The sequence below is a fragment of the Mumia flava genome, from assembly GCF_002797495.1.
GTDB lineage: Bacteria > Actinomycetota > Actinomycetes > Propionibacteriales > Nocardioidaceae > Mumia > Mumia flava.
This window is the reverse complement of the sequence record NZ_PGEZ01000001.1, coordinates 2028995-2044718: the sequence shown is the minus strand read 5'-3', so window position 1 is coordinate 2044718 and position 15724 is coordinate 2028995. Positions and strand designations below refer to the sequence as shown.

The following is a 15724-nucleotide window of genomic DNA, read 5'->3' as shown; positions in this document are numbered from 1 at the left end:
ATACACCACGTACGTATGACAAGGGGTGAGTCGTGCCGCGGAGGACGAAGGCCGAGAGCGAGGCCACGGCGTCGACGGTGCTCACCGCCGCACGGGACCTGTTCGCCGCCGACGGCTACGCCGACGTCGGCCTGGAGCAGGTGGCCGCCGCCGCCGGGGTGACCCGGGGCGCGGTCTACCACCACTACGGCAGCAAGCAGCGCCTCTTCGCCGCCGTGCTCGAGCGGGCGCACTCCGACGTCGCCGGCGCGGTGGCCGACTCGGCCGAGCGGGCGCGGACAGCGAGCGGCGATGCGTGGGATGGCTTCGAGGCAGGGTGTCGCGCGTTCCTGGAGGTCAGCTCGTCCGCGCCCACACGGCGCATCCTGCTGATCGACGGACCGGCCGTCGTCGGCTGGGACGCGTGGCGGGAGTACGACGCGGCGGCCTCCGGCCGCTCTCTCGAGCAGGGCCTGCGCGAGCTCGCCGAGCTGGATCGACTGGCCACCGTCCCCCGTGCAGCGACGGCGGCGCTCCTGTCGGGAGCCATGAACGAGGCGGCGCTGTGGATCGCCTCCCGCCCGGCGCCACGGCGGCGCCAGGCGCTCGAGGAGGCCTGGTCGACGCTCCGCGTCCTGCTCACCGGGCTGCGCGCAGGACCGCGCTGACCGCAGACCCGGTCAGCGGGGCGCCGAGCCGCGGAGCGCGGTATCCAGGAGCGCCTCGATGCCGTCGTCGTCGGTTATGTACCCTTGCGGATACGTAACGCATCGGGTACATTCGACCCATGGACGCTCTCCTGCAGGCGCTGGCGGACCCCAGCCGACGCACCGTGCTCGGGATCCTCCGCGACCACGAGGCCTCCGCCGGCGAGCTCGCGGAGGCCCTGCCGATCGCGCGTCCCGGCGTGTCACGACACCTGCGCGTCCTCCGGGAGGCCGGCCTCGTGGACGTCGAGCAGGACGCCCAGCGCAGGATCTACCGCCTGCGCCCGGAGGCGTTCGTCGAGCTCGACACCTGGCTCGCCGACTACCGAGCCCTCTGGCAGAACCGTTTTGACGCCCTGCACACCGAGGTCGCACGAGGAAAGAAGGCCGGACGATGACGACGATCGGGACGATGCGCGCGCTCGACGCGACGCGCGGAGCCGTACGGATGGAGGAGGTCTTCGACACCGACGTCGAGGACCTGTGGGACGCGTGCACCACGCCGGAGCGGCTCGCCCGGTGGATCGCTCGGGTCTCCGGCGACCTGCGGGTCGGTGGGACCGTCGAGCTGACCTTCACGAGCACGTGGACGGGGCCTGCCCGGATCGACCTCTGCGAGGCGCCCCATCACCTGCTGGTGACGACGCGCCCCGACACCGCCGAGGAGAACCAGATCGAGGCCTGGCTCACCCCCGAGGGCGACGAGACGCGGCTGGTCGTCGAGGAGCGCGGCCTGCCGGTCGCCGACCTCTTCATCCACGGCGCCGGCTGGCAGGTCCACATCGAGGACCTCGGCCGCGCGCTCGCGCTGGGCCGCTCCGCCCACCCGGACGGCTGGACGCCGGACCGTCCCGCCGGTGCTTGGCACGACCGCTGGGTCGAGCTCAGCACGACCTATCAAGAGAGGGGGCTCGAGTCATGATGATCGATCCCGACGCGTACCCCGAGCAGATCCTCGCCGCGGCACGCGATCGCATCCGGGCGTTGGAGAGGCGCCGGGCTCGACGCGACGCGCGGAGGGCCGGTGTGACCCGCCCGCGGGCCTGGATCCGCGGGCTGAGGGGAAAGGGTGCGCCGGAGGACGGCTGATCGACGCACCGCCCGGCCTTCCCAGCACGCGGACGGCAGGGTGCGGACCGAACGACGGTGTGATCCTCTTGGTCCCGATGGAGAAGCACGACGAACGGGAACGGGATCGTCCCCAGGGTTTCCTCGTGGTGGCGCGGACGGCACCCGGCCCGTACCCGCACCCCGTCGAGGTGGCCGTGTATCCGGACGGCCGCGATTCCCGGATCGCTTTCTCCATCGGGCCGCACGCCGCGAACGTCGGCGGGCAGGTCCCCCTCGCCAGGGTCGTCGACGCCCTGCAGGACGACACCGATCCGGCGTTCACCGAGGAGTTCGACGCGGCCGACCTCCACTGGCTCGTCCCGTTCCTGGTCCGCCTCCGGGCCGGCGAGGACGTGACCGACGAGATCATCGACGCCTACGAGGCGAAGCACGGGACACGACCCGAGGTGCTCGTCTGGGAGCCCTTCGGTCGGTGACCACTCTTCGCGTCCGGGCGGCGAGGGCACATGCGGGTCTCTGCAAGATCACGTGGCGCTGCTCGCGAGGATCACCGCGCCGGGGACGTCGTCGTCCGGCCGTAGGACGAGTTCGGCCTGGATCGCGAATCCAGCCTGCCGGAGCCAGTCCATCACCCGGCTCGGCTGACGGCGATGGGTGTCCACGCTGATGTGCGCTCCGGTGTAGCCCTCCGCGGTGTGCTCCGTGCCGTCCCCGACATGGAAGCCGACGAGCACGGGACTGCCGGGTCGCAGCACCCGGTGGAACTCGGCGAACACACCGGGCACCGCGTGATCAGGCACGTGGATGACGGACCAGAACGCGACGACACCGGCGACCGAATGATCGGCGAGATCGAGGTCGGTCATGTCCCCGACCTCGAAGCGGAGCCCGGGATGGTCCCGCTGGGCGATCGCGACCATCTCCGGCGAGAGATCGATCCCGAACGCGTCGACTCCCGCGTCCTGCAGATGCCGGGTGACGTACCCGGGTCCGCAACCGACGTCGGCGACCGGTCCCCCACCCGCGTCGCGAACGGCCTCGGCGAAGACGGCCAGGCTCGCGCGCAGGTAAGGCATCCGATCGAGGAGGCCGCGGACCTGCTCGGCGTAGCCGAGGGCGTCGGCGTCGTAGGAGTCACGGGTGTCGGACCGCCACGCATCGGGCATGGCTCAGGGTAGCCACACGTCGTACGGGTGACGGGGCGACAGGAAGGAGCACCGGTCTGCGCGAGGGCCATAATCGAGACCATGGTCGAGCCGTGGTGGCCGCTGGCGGCGCTGGCTGCGGTGCAGCTCGTCGACGCGGCGCTCTGCGTGCGCCCGGCGTCGTTCGTCCGCGACTGCCTGACCGACGTCAGGTTTCCCGAGCGGTCGTGGTGGATGTTGCCGCCGATCAAGGTGGCAGCCGCAGCGGGACTCGTGCTGGGGATCTGGCTGTCGCCGTTGGCGCTCCTGACGAGCGGCATGCTCGTGCTCTACTTCGTCGTCGCGATCACGATGCACCTGCGCGCCCGGGACCTGGGACGCAACCTGTTCGTCAACGCCACCGGCATGCTGATCCTCAGCGGCGCCGTCTTCGGCTTCGTCCTCACCCAGGCGGGGTAGGCGTGCACGGCGACGCTGCGCACGACGAAGCTGGGCTCTACGAAGACTGGGGTGTCCGTTCGCCGCAGTGGGCGGGGGTACGGAGCGTGTCGACGCGGGTGTGCGGCGTGCGCGTGCACTTCGTTCGCGCCGAGCCCGCGTCGGAGGCACCGCCCGACGCGCCGGTCCACGTGCTCGTCCCCCCGATGACCGGGAGCGCGAGCATGTGGATGGACTTGGTTCCTCCCCTGCGGCAGCTCGGTGCCGTCGTCTCCGTCGACATGCCAGGTTCGATCGCCGGCGGTACGGACGATCCGTACCGGCACGGACCGCGCCCCGAGCTCGACGCGCGTTTCGTGAGGGCGTTCGTCCGGCACCTCGGCCACGAGAAGGTCGTCCTCCACGGGTGGTCCATGGGCGGACTGGTGGCAGCGCTCGCCGCCGGGCTGATGCCCGAGCAGGTTCGAGCCGTGGTGCTGGTGGCTCCGGCGCTCCCGTGGCGTCGGACGTCACGAGGCGAAGCGCTCGGGTGGCACACGGTCGGCCGCCTCGCCGTCGTGGCAGTCCCGCCTGCGGCACGGATCCTGTGTCGACTGGCCGGCCCGCGACTCCTGGACACCAAGCGGACCGCCGTCGGGGGCGCAGGCACCCCCACTTCGGGCGTGGACCGGATCACCGGGAGCGACCTCAGCCGCATCTCACGTGCACAGATCGACCTGTGGATCGACAGCCTCGACGCGGCCCGCGCTCATCCAGAGCGGCTTGCCCCAGCAGCCGCGGCCTTCGCGTCGACAACCCGAGCCATGTTCGTCGCGCAGAAGTCGACGAACCAGGCACTCGATGACGTGCGGGTGCCGGTGCTCGTGGTCTGGGGAACGGCCGACCAGCTGATCGACCCGCCGTCACTCAGGATGCATGCCAGGCGCCCGGGCTGGACGGCCCGACCCATCGAGGACGTCGGCCACCTGCTGCCCCTCGAGGCACCTGCGGTCTACGTGCACGAGGTGTCCGCCTGGCTCGCCGGGTAAGCCGGGTCACGAAGGGTCGTCGTCGCGCAGGACGTCGTACTCGACCATCACGGTGCCCCGGCTGGTCGTTCCGTACGACCTGAGCGCGAGCGAGCGAGGGGACGGAAGCTCTCGGAACAACCGCTTGCCCGTGCCCAGGAGCAGCGGATGGATGAAGAGCCGGAACCGGTCGACCAGACCGAGCAGCATGAGCTCGTGCACGAGCACACCGCTCCCCAGCGTCGCGATCTCCCCCGTACCGTCCTCCTTGAGCTTGTGGACCGCCACGCCGAGGTCTCCGTCGAGGACACGAGCCCCGTCCCAGGAGAGGTCCGTCAGGGTACGGGTCGCCACGAACTTGGGAGTCTCGTTCAGCTGCCGAGCCATGGGATTCTCGTCGGGCTGGGACGGCCAGAAGGCGGCCATCTTCTCGTAGGTGCGACGCCCGAACAGGTACCCCGTGGTCTCCGTGAGGCCGTCGGCCGTCACCGCCTCGTGGATGGCATCGGCGTACGGCGCACCCCACCCGCCGTGCGTGAAGCCTCCGTCGGTGTCCTCGTCGGGTGAGCCCAAGCCCTGCATCACACCGTCGACGGTCAGGAACTCGATCGCAACAAGATCTCTCATGGCTCGAGGATGCCGATCGTCGACGAGCGGTGGCTTGAAGAAATTCGACCGGTGATACTGGTCGGATGGTCGACGGCCACCGCATCGAGCTCGTTCGCCACCACGCGCCCGCGGCCCTCGGCGGGCTCGTCGCCGGGATCGTGGGTATGTCCGAGCGTGCCCCGGGCGTCGTCCGTCGACGCCAGCCGGCCGGGAGCCTGGTGCCGCTGGTCTTCTCCTTCGGGAGCCGGCTCCGTGTCGATGCGCTCGCCGGAGACGGGCGGGCCGACCGCGAGTACGGGTCGTTCCTCGCCGGGTTCTCCACGGGCCCCGCGAGCACATCCTTCGAACGGAGCCAGGACTGCGTGCAGGTCTACCTGACGCCGCTCGGCGTGGAGCGCATCCTGGGGATCCCCGGGATGCAGGCGGCTCGCAGCGTGCTCGACCTCGACGACATCGATCCGGCTCTCGGCGGTTCGACCAGCGACCGGCTGCACGCCGCGACGACGTGGCGGCATCGGTTCGACATCGTCGAGACCCTGCTGCTGGACCGGGCGTCCCGCACGGCCGACCCGCCGGGGTGGCTCCCCTGGATGTGGGGCCAGATCCACGCCAGCGGCGGGCAGGCAAGGATCGCCGACCTCGTCTCGGCGACGGGGTGGAGCCACCGGCACGTCACGTCACGGTTCGCGGAGCACGTCGGGGTGACGCCCAAGCAGGCCAGCAGCGTCGTCCGCTTCGAGCGCGCGAGCCTCGACCTCGGCAGGCTGCCCCTGGCCGAGATCGCAGCACGGCACGGGTACTCCGACCAGAGCCACTTCACGCGGGACGCCGGGCGCTTCGCCGGGGAGACGCCGCAGGAGCATGCCGCGGCCCAGCGCCCCACTGCGGTGACGGCTCTCGGCGCGACGTACTGAGGCTGAGGAGACGATGCCCGTCCAGGCGCGGCCTTGGCACAACGCTCTTGACTCTCCGGTGAGAGGAGAGTCGAGTCTCGTCCCATGAGCGAACCCGTGGTGTCCATCGGAGAGTTCTCCCGGCTCACCTATCTCAGCATCAAGACGCTGCGCCACTACCACGACGTGGGGCTGCTCGAGCCGGCCGCGGTCGACCCGAGTTCCGGGTACCGCCGCTATTCGCTCGAGCAGGTATCACAAGCCCATCTCATCCGCCGGCTGCGCGACCTCGAGATGCCGGTCCCCGAGGTACGCACCGTCCTCGCGGCCTCCGACGCAGACGCTCGTGACCGTGCCATCAGGACCCATCTCGCCCGAATGGAGGCCCAACTCGCTAGTACACGAGCCGTCGTCGCGTCGCTGCGCGACCTGCTTGCGCCCCTGCCCGCCCTCGACGTGACCTTCGTCGATCTTCCGGCCCAGCCGGTGCTCGTCGTCCGGGACGTCGTCGAGGCACACGCCAGCGCTCGGTGGTACGACGACGCCCGGCTTCGCCTGGAGGCGACGCTGGACCAATCCCGGCTGACCGCGACTGGTCCGTACGGCGCGACCTGGGCGCACGCGTTCTTCGAGAACGAGCGCGGCGAGGTAGCGGCCTTCGCCCCCGTCGCCTTCGGGGGCGGACTCCCGGCCCGACGCAGCGACCCGGGCGTACGACTCGAGGAGCTGCCAGCCGGGCGCTTCGCGACGGCCGACCACATCGGGAGCCTCGACGACTTCGACCGTACCTACGGCGCACTGGGCAGTCATGCCATCCGGCACGCTGCGCCGCTCGCCGATCCCATCCGCGAGCACTACCTTCACGACCGCACCGAGGTCCAGTGGCCCGTTCGAACGCAGTGACCAGAATCTCCGCGTCCGGCGCCAACGCCAGCCCGAGCCAGCTCAATCGGAAGGACAGGACATGACTTCCCTGATCCGCGAGATCATCATCGACGCCGAACCGGATGAGGCATGGGACGCGCTCCGTGACTGGTATCAGCTCCACGAGCGCCTGGTGCCCGGGTTCGTCGTGGACGCCGTGCCTCAGGGGAGAGACCGCGTGGTCACCTTCTTCAACGGTTCACGGGTCCAGGAGCTGTTCGTCGGGGCGGACGACGAGGCTCGCCGCCTGTCCTGGGCGGTCACCGACGGATCTCTCGGACTCACCCACTACAACGCGTCGGCTCAGGCATTCCGGCACGAGCAGTCTGGACAGACACGGTTCGTCTGGACCGCGGACCTGCTCCCGGACGCTGTCGCGCCCGCGGTTGCTCAGCTGATCGAACAGGGCCTGGCCGTCATCAAGTCCACCTTGGAGAAGGGCTCACTTAGCTCCTGACGAGGAACTGGTCGGTGACCGTCGAGTGAGTCGGTCGCATCGGTCCCCGACCTCTATGCTCTGGCCACGATGATCAGGACCTACGCACCCGCCGACCACGCCGCGCTCGTCGACCTGTTCGCACGTGCGGGTCAGGACTCCCCGAGCGGGGAGCTCTGGAGACACCTGCCCTCGGAGCGCATGGTCTACCTCGACCCGTACATCGACCGCTGCCCCGACACTCTGTTCCTGGCCGAGGTCGACGGTGAGCTGGTCGGATACCTGACGGGGTGTCCGGACGGTTCGCTGCTTCCGTCCGAGGACGACCTGCTGACCCAGGCCATCACACGCCACCGGGTGATGCTCAAGCCGCGGTCGATCCCGTTCTTCGCAAGAAGCCTCGTCGACCTGGGCGCGGCCAAGCTGCGGGGAAGACAGGTCGCCTCCGGTGAGTTCGTGAACCCGGACTTCCCCGGCCACCTGCACATCAACCTCGTCCCGCAGGCACGCGGCACCGGCGTCGCACGGCAGCTGATGTCCGCGTGGCAGGACTGGCTCGCTCGCGAGGGCATCCCTGGCTGCTACCTGCAGACGTTGGTCGAGAACACCCGTGCCGTCCGGTTCTTCGAGCGGAGCGGCTTCGTCGCCCACGGGTCGACGCCCCTGGTTCCCGGTGTCCGGTACGAGGGTCGGCCGGTGCACCAGCAGACGATGGTCTGGCGACCGCCGGAGGCAGCCTGACCTGGCCCTAGGGGGAGGTTGGGGACCCGGGGGCCCTGCGAGCGAGGATGGGGTCGGCGACTCCCAGAGCGAGGCGGCTGAGGGTCTGTCCCTCTCGGTCGAACAGCTCATCGCGCGACTCGAAGTACCCGAAGTCGGCTACAGCGGTGGCCGAGAGATCACAGCGGTCGTTCCCGCAGATGCCGTCCCAGTCGACGGCCGTGGTGGCGACAGCGTCGAACAACGTCTCGCCGTCGTTCGTGAAGCCGGCCGAGTTCTCAGCCAACCGAGGCAGCGTGTCGAACAGCTCGCCGAGGGCGACCCACCCTTCCTCCAGGGCGAACTCGGGCCAGGCGAGCACCACGCGTTCTGGAACCAGCCACGTGAGGCGGCGGAACCGTGGATACCAGAACGTCCCGTCTACGGCGATGCCCCGTACCCGGGTGACGATGCCTGCTCGCCGGGCCAGGGATTCCAGTACCGCCGCTCGTTGACTGCACGAACCACGACCGCGTGCGACCGTCACCGAGGCCGGCTGTCGATCATCGAGTGCGTAGACAGCCGATACATTCCGTGCCACGGACCGGTGGGCTGCCTGCACGTAGGCACGCGCGCCGATCGTCCCGACCGGCGTCAAGCCGGCCGCGAGCCGCGCGACCGGGGTCGAGTCCCAGTCCAGGATGCGAGTGGACGTCGTGCTTCCGGACACCCGGTCTGCGGCGAGGGGGGACCTCGTCGAACGTCCCCGGCGCGGCATGAGCAGGCGCGACGTCATGCTTCATGGTCCCACTGTCGATACGGGGACGGTCGGGGTCCGCATCCGGTTAGACTCCGGCGGCACGGGGCTGAGGATCGAAGGTAGGCGATGGTGGACTCTTGGTGGCGTGCGCCGCGATCGGTGACGATCGGCAACGGATTCGCTGCGGCCCTCGTGTGGGCGGTCTTCGCGGTCGAGGTGGCCGTTCTCTCGGTCGACCCTCCATCGCTTCGGACTCTGGGGGCGGCGTGCGCTCTGTTCTGGGCCGGATTCGCACTCGCGCACACTGTCTGGATCCTCCGAGCACCGGCGCGGGCCCAGGAGGCACCGAGCTGCCCGCCGTCCTTCGAGCACCTGGTGGGGACCGCCTTGTGGATCCTGACGCTCGTGGGCCTCGGATCGACCGCGCTGGTCCTGAACGTCGATCGATCCCCTCTGACGATGCTCGCCACGGGTGTCCTGTGGGTCTTGGTCGGATTCCGTGCAGGAGGCATGGCGGTGCGGCTGGCCGAGCTGCTCTGGAGGACGAAGGTGGCGCCGCCCCTGACGCCGCCGTGGACGCCGCCGCCGCCGTACGGTCCGGTGCCCCGAGCAGGTGGCGAGGCCCCACAGGCGGGAGGCGCACCGCCCTCGGGTCGACGCTGACGGGCACCCGCTCGCGCCAGGCGTCGGTGCATCAGCTCAGCCGAAGTCCTTCGGCATGTCGATGAACCGCGAGTAGTGGCCCTGGAACGTCACCGTCGCCGTGCCCGGCTGGCCGGAGCGGTTCTTCGCGACGATGAAGTCGGCCTCGCCGAGCCGCTCGGACTCCTGCTCGTACATGTCGGGACGGTGGAGCAGGATCACGATGTCCGCGTCCTGCTCGATCGAGCCGGACTCACGGAGGTCCGAGAGCATCGGGCGCTTGTCGGTGCGCTGCTCGGATCCGCGGTTCAGCTGGGAGACCGCGATGATCGGGACCTCGAGCTCCTTGGCGAGCAGCTTGATCTGACGGCTGAACTCCGAGACCTCGAGCTGACGGGACTCGACCTTCTTGCCCGACGTCATCAGCTGGAGGTAGTCGATCACGATCAGCTTGAGGTCGTGGCGCTGCTTGAGCCGTCGGGCCTTCGCGCGGATCTCCATCATCGTCATGTTGGGCGAGTCGTCGATGAACAGTGGCGCCTCCGACACCTCGCCCATGCGCTGTGCGAGCTTCTGCCACTGGTCGTCGGACAGCGAGCCGGACCGCATCTCGTGCAGACCCACCCGCGCCTCCGCCGAGAGCAGGCGCATGGTGATCTCGATCCGGCTCATCTCCAGCGAGAAGATCGCGGTGGTCAGACCGTGCTTGATGGCGGACGAGCGACACACGTCGAGCCCGAGTGTCGACTTGCCGACACCAGGTCGGGCTGCGACGACGACCATCTGCCCGGGGTGCAGGCCGTTCGTCAGGCGGTCCAGGTCGGAGAAGCCGCTCGGGATGCCGGCCATCTGCCCGTCGCGCGAGGCGATCGCCTCGAGCTCGTCGAACGTGGCCTCCATCAGATCGTTGAGGATCGCGTAGTCCTCGCTCGTGCGCTGCTCGGTGACGCCGTAGACCTCCGACTGCGCGGCGTCGACCAGGTCGTCGACCTGCCCCTCCCCCGAGTAGCCCATCTGCGCGATGCGGGTCCCGGCCTCGATGAGGCGACGCAGCACGGCCTTCTCGTGCACGATCTGCGCGTAGTACGAGGCGTTGGCCGCGATCGGGACGTTCGCGACGAGGGTGTGGAGGTACGGGGCGCCGCCGACGCGCGTCAGCTCGCCCCGCCGGCCGAGCTCCGCGGAGACCGTGACGGCGTCGGCCGGCTCGCCGCGGCCGTAGAGGTCGAGCACCGCGTCGAAGATGCTCTCGTGCGCCGGACGGTAGAAGTCCACGCCCTTGACCGACTCGACGACGTCGGCGATCGCGTCCTTGCTGAGCATCATCGCGCCGAGGACGGACTGCTCCGCGTTCGAGTCCTGCGGCGGGGTCCGATCGACCTGGCTCCCGCCGTACTCGTAGTCGTCCGGCGGCTCGGGAAGATCAAGCTCGGCAACGCTCACCCGGGTCCCACTCCTCCAACGTGATCGCTACGGCTCGCCCGCTCGCCGTGGCCGACGAACCACACGCTTGTTGTTCGTGACCTTACGGCGCCGCACTGACGCTTCTCGGAGGTCGGTCCCGTCACGCGCGATCGTGTCGTGCGAGGCGGTCCCCGACCGTGTCGACCCGGGCCGACTCCGAGGACCGTACGCCGACCCGCAGCCCACCGAAAGCCGCGTGTCCACCGGCCATGTGCAGTTCCGAGAATTTCCTGTGGAAAAGTGTGGAGAACGGTGTGCACAGTCTGTGGGAATCCATGTGGATTTCGGCGGTGGACGCGTCCGATCCCGCCGCTGACCTGCACCGATGTCGTACGCAGCGTGTGGAGCAAAACTGCTCGCGACGCGATCGTGGTCGACTTGCGTAGGGGGCCCGAGGGCCTTACCGTCCCGGCGCGAGCCTACTCCTCGGTCACCTCGGACGGTTCCGGGCCGCCGCCCCCGCTCTCCTCGGCGAGACGTCGGTCGCGGTAGGCGTGCCACCGCTCGAGCATCCGCGGAGCCTCCTGGGTCATGAACGCGAAGTACAGCTCCGACTCGTACAGGGCGGAGCCCGCGCGCCGCACACCGCCGAGGTCGTCGATGCCCTCCTGCATGCTCTCGTACCAGCGCTCGACCAAGGGCAGCCGACGCTGAAGGATCGTCGCCCAGATGTCCCCGGAGAAGACCCGGTAGTAGTGCTGGCGATCGCCGCCGGACCCGGTGACGCGCTCGAGCAGGCCCGTCTCGATCAGGTACTTCACCGCACCCGAGACGGCCGCCGGGCTCGCGTCCAGCCCGTCCGCCAGCTCCCGCGCGCTGACCCTGTCGGAGTCGACAGCCAGGATGTACGCGAACGCGCGCGCCGCCATCGGCGGGACGCCGGCCTCGCGGAACGACGCTCCGAAGCGCTCGACGAACCGCGCCACCGCCTCGTCGCGCGCCGTACGCCGCTGGGATCCGGCCATCCGCCCACCACCTCCTCCCGCCGACCGAAATCTGCCTTCACAAGATTATGAAACCTGTGTAACGTCGGCAAGGTGACCAACGCGATCGAGATCTCCGGGCTCCACAAGAGCTTCGGCAGCACCCACGCCCTCGACGGGCTCGACCTCGTCGTCGAGCAGGGCGAGGTGCACGGCTTCCTCGGGCCGAACGGCGCCGGCAAGTCCACGACCATCCGCGTCCTGCTCGGGCTGCTGCGCTCGGACTCGGGCACGGTCAGGCTCCTCGGCGGCGACCCGTGGAAGCAGGCCGCGGACCTGCACCGGCGCCTCGCGTACGTCCCGGGCGACGTCACGCTGTGGCCGAACCTCACCGGCGGCGAGGTGATCGACCTCTTCGGCCGGCTGCGCGGCGGGCTCGACCGCGCGAAGAAGGCCGAGCTGATCGAGCGGTTCCAGTTCGACCCCACCAAGCGCGGCCGGTCGTACTCCAAGGGCAACCGGCAGAAGGTCGCCCTGATCGCCGCGCTCGCCTCCGACGTCGAGCTGCTGCTGCTCGACGAGCCCACCTCCGGGCTCGACCCGCTGATGGAGTCGGTCTTCCGCGAGTGCGTCGACGAGTACCGTCACGACGGCCGCGCCGTCCTGCTGTCCTCCCACATCCTCAGCGAGGTCGAGGCGCTCGGCGACCGGATCACGATCATCCGTGACGGCCGGGCCGTGGAGTCCGGGACGCTCGCCGAGATGCGCCATCTCACCCGGACGTCGGTCACCGCCGAGACGCAGCAGCCGCCCACCGGCCTCGACGAGCTGACCGGCGTGCACGACCTCGTCGTCGAGGGGCACCGCGCCCGGTTCGAGGTCGACACCGACCACGTCGGCGCGGCACTCGACCGCCTCGGCGACTTCGGCATCACGACGATCACCTGCACGCCGCCGACGCTGGAGGAGCTGTTCCTGCGGCACTACGGCGACGAGATCGAGACGGGAGAGGACGCCGCGTGAGCGGACGCTACGCCGGCACCGGTGTCCTGCTGCGGTTCGCGCTCCGCCGCGACCGCTGGGCGCTGCTCTGGTGGATCCTGGGTGGCTTCCTGCTGTACGTCGTGACCGCGGCCACCGTCGAGGGGACCTACCCGACGCAGGCGGACCTCGACGCCGCCGCTGCCGCGGTCAGCGGCAACCCGGCCTTCATCGCGATGGCCGGCCCGGCGTACGCCCTCGACACGATCGGCGGCCAGACCGCCTGGCAGACCACCGCGTTCGGCGCGATCATCGCCGGCCTGATGAGCACCTTCCTGATCAACCGGCACGTCCGCGCCGGCGAGGAGGGCGGGCAGAGCGAGCTGATCCGGGCGAACGTCACCGGCCGCTCCGCCCCCGGCGCCTCCGCGCTGATCGAGACCACCGCAGCCAACCTGCTGCTCGGCGTCCTGGTCGCCGCCGGACTCACGGCGTACGGCCTGCCCGCCGCCGGGTCGGTCTGCCTCGGCGTCGCCGTGACCACCACCGGGTGGACGTTCATGGGTGCCGCGTTCGTGTGCGCCCAGCTCAGCCAGACCACCCGCGGCGTCTGGGGCATGTCCGGCGCGGTGATCGGGGCCGCCTATCTCCTGCGCGCGATCGGCGACGTCGGCAACGCCACGTTCTCCTGGCTCTCCCCGATCGGCTGGGGCCAACGGATGCGCGCGTACGACGACGAGCGCTGGTGGCCCGCGCTGATCGGGATCGCCGCCGCCGCGATCCTGGTTGCGATCGGGCACGCTCTGTTCGAGCGGCGCGACTTCGGCGCCGGTCTGCTCGCCGTCAAGCCCGGGCCCGCCGACGCCCGGTGGTCGTCCGGCACCACCGGGCTGGCCTGGCGTCTGCACCGTCCCACGGTGATCGGCTGGGGGATCGCGTTCGTCCTCACCGGGCTGTCGTACGGGTCGGTCGGCGACGACGTCGACGACCTGATCGGCGACGCCTCGGGAGACCTCACCGCCGCGCTGACCGGCGGCGGCGACCAGATCTCCCTCGTCGACGGGTTCTACTCCTCCGCTGTCATCATCATCGCGATCATCGCCGCCGCGTACGGCACCTCTGCGGCGCTGCGCTCGCGGGGGGAGGAGACCAGCGGGCGGCTCGAGCCGGTGCTGGCCACCGCGGCGTCCCGTACGCGCTGGCTCGCCGACCACGTCGGGATCGCCCTGCTCGGATCGGCCCTGATGGTCGTGGTGGGCGGGGCGTGCACCGGGCTGTCGCTCGGGCTCCTCACCGACGACCTCGACCAGGTGTGGCGCCTCGGCGGCGCCGGGCTCGCCGCCGTCCCCGCGATCTGGGTCGTCGTCGGAGTCGCGGTCGCCCTCGTGGGAGTCCTTCCGCGGCTGTCCGCGCTCGCGTGGCTGATGGTCGGCTGGGGTGCGGTCGTCCTCATGTTCGGGGCACTGCTGGACTTCCCCGACTGGGTCAACGGCATCTCCCCGTTCGACCACCTGGCACTGGTGCCGGCCCAGGACTACGACTGGACGTCGGGCTTGTGGCTGCTGGCGGTGACGGCGGTGCTGCTGATCGTCGGGTTCGTCGGGTTCCGCCGCCGCGACCTGCAGACGTAGCGCCGCACGGACGTCCGGACCGGGACCGCGCGGGCACGGAACGCGCCCGACGCGCCGGACCGCCGACCCCGGCGGCAGAATGACCCGGTGAGGCTGCACCTGGACGCGCGCGACCGCGAGATCTTCCGCATCGCCGTCCCCGCGTTCGCTGCCCTCGTCTCCGAGCCGCTCATGCTCGCGGCCGACACCGCCATCGTCGGCCACCTCGGCACCACCTCGCTCGCCGGTCTCGCGATCGCCTCGACCGTCGTGCAGACGCTGGTCGGGCTCTGCGTGTTCCTGGCGTACGGGACCACCGCGTCCGTCGGCCGGCACATCGGCGCCGGCGACACCCGCGGAGCGATGCTCTCGGGGATGAGCGGGGTGTGGCTCGCGATCGGCATCGGCGCGGCCGCGGCCGTGGTCGCCGCCGCCGGGGCGTCGATGATCGTCGGGGCCTTCGGGCCGACCGACGCCGTCGGGTCCGAGGCCGTGTCGTACCTCGTCTGGGCAGCTCCGGGGATCCCCGCGATGCTCGTCGTGCTCGCCGCCACCGGTGTGCTCCGAGGGATGCAGGACCTCCGGACCCCACTCGTCGTCGTGATCGCAGCGAACGTCGTGAACGTCGCGCTCAACCTCGTGCTCGTCTACGGGGCCGGGCTCGGCATCGCCGGCGCTGCGATCGGGACGACGATCGCCCAGCTCGGCGCCGCCGCGGTCCTCGGCGGGATCGTCGTCCGAGACGCACGCCGGCAGCACGCGCCCGTACGGCCGGTCCGGGCCGGCGTCGTCGAGGCGGCGCACGCCGGTGTCGCGCTCGTCGTCCGGACGCTGACGCTCCGCGCGGCACTGTTGATCGCGACCGTCGTCGCGACCACCCTGGGCCCGGATGCGCTCGCCGCCCACCAGGTCGCGGTCACGGTCGTGTCGGTCCTGGTGTTCGCGCTCGACGCGATCGCGATCGCCGGGCAGGCCCTGACCGGCCGCTCGCTGGGCGCGGGCGACATCGCGGGGACCCGCGCGGCGACGCGGCGGATGATCGGCTGGGGCATCGCGTCGGGCCTGCTGGCATGCGTCGGTCTGCTGGTGCTGACGCCGTGGCTGCCCGGATTCTTCACCCCCGACCCTCGGGTCCAGTCGCTGCTGATCGGCGCGCTCGTCGTGATCGCCGTGACGCAGCCGGTCTCCGGCATCGTCTTCGTGCTCGACGGGGTGCTGATCGGCGCGGGCGACGGCACGTACCTCGCGTGGGCCGGCCTCGTCACGCTCGCCGTCTACGCACCGCTCGCGTGGTTGGTCTGGTGGCTCGACGCCGGCCTGGCGTGGCTCTGGATCGCGTACGCAGGCTTCATGCTCGCGCGGATGGTCACGCTGGTGCTGCGCGAACGCACCGACGCGTGGCTGGTGACGGGGACGGCGCGCTGACCGTCCCTTCG

Annotated in this window: 18 protein-coding genes; 13 read left to right on the top strand and 5 right to left on the bottom strand. The window is 70.7% G+C overall.

Annotated features, from left to right (window positions below; translation table 11 throughout):
• The first annotated feature begins 32 nt into the window (after positions 1–32).
• The 4 genes from CLV56_RS09650 to CLV56_RS09635 all read left to right on the top strand — a co-directional run bounded on the left by CLV56_RS09650 (position 33) and on the right by CLV56_RS09635 (position 2233).
• Positions 33–647: a TetR/AcrR family transcriptional regulator gene (locus CLV56_RS09650; RefSeq protein WP_039363398.1), complete on the top strand. Its 615-nt coding sequence runs from the start codon at positions 33–35 to the stop codon at positions 645–647.
• A 119-nt stretch (positions 648–766) separates the two neighbouring features.
• Complete coding sequence (locus tag CLV56_RS09645) at positions 767–1084, top strand: ArsR/SmtB family transcription factor (RefSeq protein WP_039363394.1); 318 nt, start codon at positions 767–769, stop codon at positions 1082–1084.
• On the top strand, positions 1081–1608 hold the full coding sequence (locus CLV56_RS09640) for an SRPBCC domain-containing protein (protein ID WP_039363391.1): 528 nt from the start codon (positions 1081–1083) through the stop codon (positions 1606–1608). Before CLV56_RS09645 ends, CLV56_RS09640 begins: the two co-directional genes overlap by 4 nt.
• Before the next feature lie 244 nt (positions 1609–1852).
• The gene (locus CLV56_RS09635; protein WP_039363387.1) at positions 1853–2233 is read left to right on the top strand and encodes a hypothetical protein; all 381 of its coding nucleotides are present in this window, start codon (positions 1853–1855) and stop codon (positions 2231–2233) included.
• A gap of 48 nt (positions 2234–2281) precedes the next feature.
• Here CLV56_RS09635 and CLV56_RS09630 read toward each other — a convergent pair whose 3' ends face one another.
• Positions 2282–2923: a class I SAM-dependent methyltransferase gene (locus CLV56_RS09630; RefSeq protein ID WP_039363385.1), complete on the bottom strand. Its 642-nt coding sequence runs from the start codon at positions 2921–2923 to the stop codon at positions 2282–2284.
• Between the two features lie 81 nt (positions 2924–3004).
• Here CLV56_RS09630 and CLV56_RS09625 point away from each other — a divergent pair, with 81 nt between their 5' ends.
• Together CLV56_RS09625 and CLV56_RS09620 are read left to right on the top strand one after the other, a co-directional pair.
• The gene (locus CLV56_RS09625; protein WP_039363382.1) at positions 3005–3361 is read left to right on the top strand and encodes a DoxX family protein; all 357 of its coding nucleotides are present in this window, start codon (positions 3005–3007) and stop codon (positions 3359–3361) included.
• Positions 3362–3468: 107 nt separating this feature from the next.
• Positions 3469–4368 (top strand): alpha/beta fold hydrolase, encoded by a 900-nt coding sequence (locus CLV56_RS09620; RefSeq protein ID WP_100414747.1) that lies wholly within the window; start codon positions 3469–3471, stop codon positions 4366–4368.
• A gap of 6 nt (positions 4369–4374) precedes the next feature.
• On the opposite strand, the gene CLV56_RS09615 is transcribed toward CLV56_RS09620, so the two are convergent.
• Complete coding sequence (locus tag CLV56_RS09615) at positions 4375–4974, bottom strand: dihydrofolate reductase family protein (RefSeq protein ID WP_039363376.1); 600 nt, start codon at positions 4972–4974, stop codon at positions 4375–4377.
• Positions 4975–5039: 65 nt separating this feature from the next.
• On the opposite strand from CLV56_RS09615, the gene CLV56_RS09610 reads away from it, so the two are divergent.
• From CLV56_RS09610 to CLV56_RS09595, 4 genes are all read left to right on the top strand, one after another.
• Positions 5040–5870 carry a helix-turn-helix transcriptional regulator gene (locus tag CLV56_RS09610; protein WP_100414746.1) on the top strand — a complete coding sequence of 277 codons (831 nt, stop codon included), beginning with the start codon at positions 5040–5042 and terminating at the stop codon, positions 5868–5870.
• 84 nt (positions 5871–5954) lie between these two features.
• A complete protein-coding gene (locus CLV56_RS09605) occupies positions 5955–6752 on the top strand; it encodes a MerR family transcriptional regulator (RefSeq protein ID WP_039363373.1) in 798 nt (265 codons plus the stop codon).
• A 61-nt stretch (positions 6753–6813) separates the two neighbouring features.
• The gene (locus CLV56_RS09600) at positions 6814–7230 is read left to right on the top strand and encodes an SRPBCC family protein (RefSeq protein ID WP_039363370.1); all 417 of its coding nucleotides are present in this window, start codon (positions 6814–6816) and stop codon (positions 7228–7230) included.
• A gap of 69 nt (positions 7231–7299) precedes the next feature.
• Complete coding sequence (locus CLV56_RS09595) at positions 7300–7950, top strand: GNAT family N-acetyltransferase (RefSeq protein WP_039363367.1); 651 nt, start codon at positions 7300–7302, stop codon at positions 7948–7950.
• Between the two features lie 7 nt (positions 7951–7957).
• Here the strand turns inward: CLV56_RS09595 and CLV56_RS09590 are convergent, their stop codons facing one another.
• From CLV56_RS09590 to CLV56_RS09575, 3 genes are all read right to left on the bottom strand, one after another.
• Positions 7958–8638: a transglutaminase domain-containing protein gene (locus tag CLV56_RS09590; RefSeq protein WP_211288029.1), complete on the bottom strand. Its 681-nt coding sequence runs from the start codon at positions 8636–8638 to the stop codon at positions 7958–7960.
• A 729-nt stretch (positions 8639–9367) separates the two neighbouring features.
• On the bottom strand, positions 9368–10753 hold the full coding sequence (gene dnaB, locus CLV56_RS09580) for a replicative DNA helicase (RefSeq protein ID WP_039363357.1): 1386 nt from the start codon (positions 10751–10753) through the stop codon (positions 9368–9370).
• A gap of 440 nt (positions 10754–11193) precedes the next feature.
• Positions 11194–11739: a GbsR/MarR family transcriptional regulator gene (locus CLV56_RS09575; RefSeq protein WP_100414744.1), complete on the bottom strand. Its 546-nt coding sequence runs from the start codon at positions 11737–11739 to the stop codon at positions 11194–11196.
• 72 nt (positions 11740–11811) lie between these two features.
• Here CLV56_RS09575 and CLV56_RS09570 point away from each other — a divergent pair, with 72 nt between their 5' ends.
• The 3 genes from CLV56_RS09570 to CLV56_RS09560 all read left to right on the top strand — a co-directional run bounded on the left by CLV56_RS09570 (position 11812) and on the right by CLV56_RS09560 (position 15713).
• Entirely contained in the window at positions 11812–12720 is a 909-nt protein-coding gene (locus tag CLV56_RS09570; RefSeq protein WP_039363354.1) for an ABC transporter ATP-binding protein, read from the top strand.
• Complete coding sequence (locus tag CLV56_RS09565; protein WP_039363352.1) at positions 12717–14309, top strand: ABC transporter permease; 1593 nt, start codon at positions 12717–12719, stop codon at positions 14307–14309. Before CLV56_RS09570 ends, CLV56_RS09565 begins: the two co-directional genes overlap by 4 nt.
• Before the next feature lie 87 nt (positions 14310–14396).
• Positions 14397–15713 carry an MATE family efflux transporter gene (locus CLV56_RS09560; RefSeq protein WP_039363348.1) on the top strand — a complete coding sequence of 439 codons (1317 nt, stop codon included), beginning with the start codon at positions 14397–14399 and terminating at the stop codon, positions 15711–15713.
• Positions 15714–15724: the final 11 nt, after the last annotated feature.